The organism is Rickettsia sp. (assembly GCF_965035265.1).
In genome coordinates this window covers 1-3,451 of sequence record NZ_CBCDJS010000121.1, presented here as the reverse complement: position 1 = coordinate 3,451, position 3,451 = coordinate 1, and the positions used below count along the sequence as shown (strand labels likewise).

Here is a 3,451-nt window from a genome sequence, read left to right as displayed (position 1 = left end):
AGCTATCGCAAGGTTACCGCCGATGCAATGACCTATTAAATTAATGTCTTTAATTTTCAAACTATCTATTACTTCAATTATTTTATGCACATAGTCGTCTAGTAAATATTTAGGTTCTTCAATCTCTAACCAATCTATTAAATAAACTTCACCATAGCTTCTCAAATTTTCAATAAAGCTTTTATCCCGAGCTAAAAAAAATATTTCCGGTGAGTTGAAGATAGAAGGAATGATTAGAAAGGTCCTACTGTCATTCCCTCTATCTATGTCATTCCCGCGAAGGCGGGAATCCATCTTATAGCATATTAACCTATAATACTCCGTTTGCATTACTATTTTACCGGATTCTAAATATTTATTACCTAGCTTATGTGTCTTTGTATAATTATTATATAGGTCAAAATATTCCTGTAGTTTATTACTATCTAGCATCACGAGTATATCCTAAGTAAATAAAGAACAGTATACGAAGATTAACTTTAAAAAGAGCTAGAAGTTCATAAGACGAGGGGTGGAGCGTATGTATAATACGTGGCTACCTGCGAACTTATAGAACGACAACGCTAATTTTTGAAGTTAATCGAGTATACTAAATCCTTGACAAAAGGCTGAGTATATTATATAAGTTCAGCACCTTCAGAATGTAACAAGCAGTATATCACCTCTAAAATTTTAGAGGAAATATCTTTTCATAAAATCTTGAAGTGCTTAAGTTTTTTTTTTGTCCTTAGGGCTTTATAATGCTAAGTACCTCATCACGATCGTTTAAAAATAAATTTAGAGCTGCATTTTGGCCTGTACATAATTACGAACTCGGAAAATTTATTCCGATGAGTGCCTTAATGTTCTGCATTCTATTTAATCAAAATATCTTACGAATATTAAAAGACAGCATCCTAATTTCTGAAATTAGTGCAGAAATAGCAGGTTTTGCTAAAGTTTATTGCGTTACGCCTGCCGCCGCTTTATTCGTAATTATTTATGCTAAGATGATTAACCACCTTACATTTGAAAAAATCTTTTATTATTTAAGTGCATTTTTCATCAGCTTTTTTGTTTTATTTGCTTTTGTTATTTATCCTAACATCCATATTTTTCATATACATCCCGATAATTTAGCCGAACTAATGGAGCGTTATCCTAATTTTAAATGGTATATCTCACTAGTAGGAAATTGGGGCTATATAGTATATTACAGCCTTGCTGAGCTTTGGCCTAATATTTTTTACGTACTATTATTTTGGCAGTTTGCTAATGAGCTTACTACTACCGAAGAAGCAAAAAGATTCTATACTCTCTTTTCGTTGTTCGGTAACTCTTCCCTAATATTAGTCGGCTTTTTAATGATGAATTTATCCTCAGAAGATACTATTATTAAAAAGTTTATGAATATTTCGGATAGTAAAATCACTTTAGTTCAAGTATCCACGACAATTGTAGCAATCGTTGCCGTTGTTTGTTGTTTATTAATTCGGTTTATTAGCAGGAATGTTTTTACAAATCCGTTATTTTACGCTAAAGCAAAAAGCGGTAGATCAACCTCTGAGCGTATGGGACTAATTAAAAGCTTTAAATATATTATAAAGTCAAGATATCTATGGCTACTTTTAATTTGTTCCGCAGCTTTTGGGTTCGCTATTAACTTAGTTGAAGCCGTATGGAAAGCAAAAATTAAGGAACTGTATCCTACCGTTAATACTTATGCTGAATTTAACAGTTTATATATACTTTGGACCGGTGTTGCGATAATGGTCATGACCATCATCGGTAATAACATTATGCGTATGCATAATTGGTTTGTAGCAGCAGTAATTTCGCCGGTAATAATTATGGTTACCGGCATCTTGTTTTTTGTACTTATAGTATTTGATCAACAAATTTTATCATTATTTGACGGAGCAATTTTAATGTCGCCTCTTGCTCTTGCCGTTTCGATCGGCGGTATTCAAAATATTTTAGCTAAAGGTACTAAATATTCTATATGGGATACTTCAAGAGAAATGTTATATATACCGCTTGATGATGAACTTAAAACCAAAGGTAAAGCTGCTGTCGACGTGATAAGCGCGAAAGTCGGCAAATCCTCTAGCGGTCTTGTGCAATCTATTATTTTTACTTTAGTTCCAACCGCTACTTTTACCTCAATCTCACCGATTCTAATGGTAGTATTTACTTTTGTATGCTTAGCATGGATTTATGCCGTAAGGAAAATATATTTTGAATATCAAAAAATAGCGTAAAATAAATTATTGTCATCCTAGCTAACTTGATCGCGGGATCTAAGGATACAGCCTGTGACACAAGATACCGTGGTCAAGCCACGGTATGACACTGAACGCGTTTTTCAAACCCACGCGGGCAAAGCCTTTTTTAGCTAGAAACCTAGCAGCATAAACCTATTGATGCTACTATGAATCAATCTCTCCTAAAGCTTTAGTATCTATATTATCTAAGAAAACCTCAAAGTCCTTTAAGATATTTTGAACATCTTTTAAGATAGGATCAAATTCGTCTTTACTTTGAGAAGAAGGTGGTTTAAATGAAGCTAGAACAACTTTTTCACTCTTTATAAAATTATGAAGCTGAGGCTGATCCTTAAGTTTAATAGTAACAACTTCACCTACTAGAGAGTTCGTATATCCAAACTCATTAATTGGGTTTGGATGCGTAATTTCTGTTTTTTTTTGAAGTATTATCTTCCTTATGCTTAGTACGGAATGAAAAAATTCTAGATAATGGCATTTGATTTACATTTTATTTAAAAAATACCATTATAGGAAAATAATTTATATTTAACAAGCAAGATGGTTAATTTTTATAAACTTTTCTATCATTCTAGTGACAGAGCGTTCTAGCTCTATATTTAATTTTGAATAATCGGAAAAGTTAAACCATTTAAGTTCATTCGATTCGTTATTTTTTATATAATTATCATTATTTACTGTTTTTAGTAAAAATCGTACATCATAGTGATAATGAGCGGGCTCTTTATGAGTTTGTGGAATATAATGAACGTCGACATCAAAAATCTCCTTATTTATCTCTTTGATCTCATTAATTCCGGATTCTTCCATAGCTTCTTTAACTGCTACATTTAATATATTACTATCTCCATCACAATGACCGCCCGGCTGAAGCCATTTATCAAGCTTTTTATGATGCGTCAATAAAAATTTAGTTTTATCATTATTAAGTAAGAAAGCCGAAGCAGTGAAATGCCCTATTTGTAAATCTCGGCTAAAAGGGTTTTCATATTCATTTAAAAATTCAAGCATTTTTGTTTTTGTAACAATTTCTTCAGGATATATAGTAAATCATATAGTATTAGGTGCAGTAAAAAACTTTTTTAAAGTTTCGTACAAGTTTGCGAATTCAGTAATTTTATTCTTAATCCATCGTTTCATATTAGCCCAGAATTTTTCTATCGGATTTAAATCCGGTGAATATGGCG

The 3,451-nt window shown here is 32.1% G+C and carries 3 protein-coding genes and 1 pseudogene; 1 reads left to right on the top strand and 3 read right to left on the bottom strand.

Going from position 1 to position 3,451, the window contains the following annotated elements; translation table 11 throughout:
• Positions 1–432: pseudogene (locus tag AC1Z7D_RS06630) on the bottom strand (alpha/beta hydrolase); the annotation flags it as partial.
• A gap of 308 nt (positions 433–740) precedes the next feature.
• Here AC1Z7D_RS06630 and tlc5 point away from each other — a divergent pair.
• On the top strand, positions 741–2,240 hold the full coding sequence (gene tlc5 / locus AC1Z7D_RS06625; protein WP_482603035.1) for a GTP/GDP exchange transporter Tlc5: 1,500 nt from the start codon (positions 741–743) through the stop codon (positions 2,238–2,240).
• A 552-nt stretch (positions 2,241–2,792) separates the two neighbouring features.
• On the opposite strand, the gene AC1Z7D_RS06620 is transcribed toward tlc5, so the two are convergent.
• Together AC1Z7D_RS06620 and AC1Z7D_RS06615 are read right to left on the bottom strand one after the other, a co-directional pair.
• Positions 2,793–3,224, bottom strand: coding sequence for an NUDIX hydrolase (locus AC1Z7D_RS06620; protein ID WP_482603037.1), 432 nt, complete (start codon positions 3,222–3,224; stop codon positions 2,793–2,795).
• Positions 3,225–3,314: 90 nt separating this feature from the next.
• A partial coding sequence (locus tag AC1Z7D_RS06615; RefSeq protein ID WP_482601297.1) for a transposase occupies positions 3,315–3,451 on the bottom strand: 137 nt, incomplete at its 5' end.

Excerpts from the sequence above, each read along its gene's own strand:
- tlc5 (WP_482603035.1), top strand. The coding sequence starts at position 741 with ATGCTAAGTACCTCATCACGATCGTTTAAAAATAAATTTAGAGCTGCA.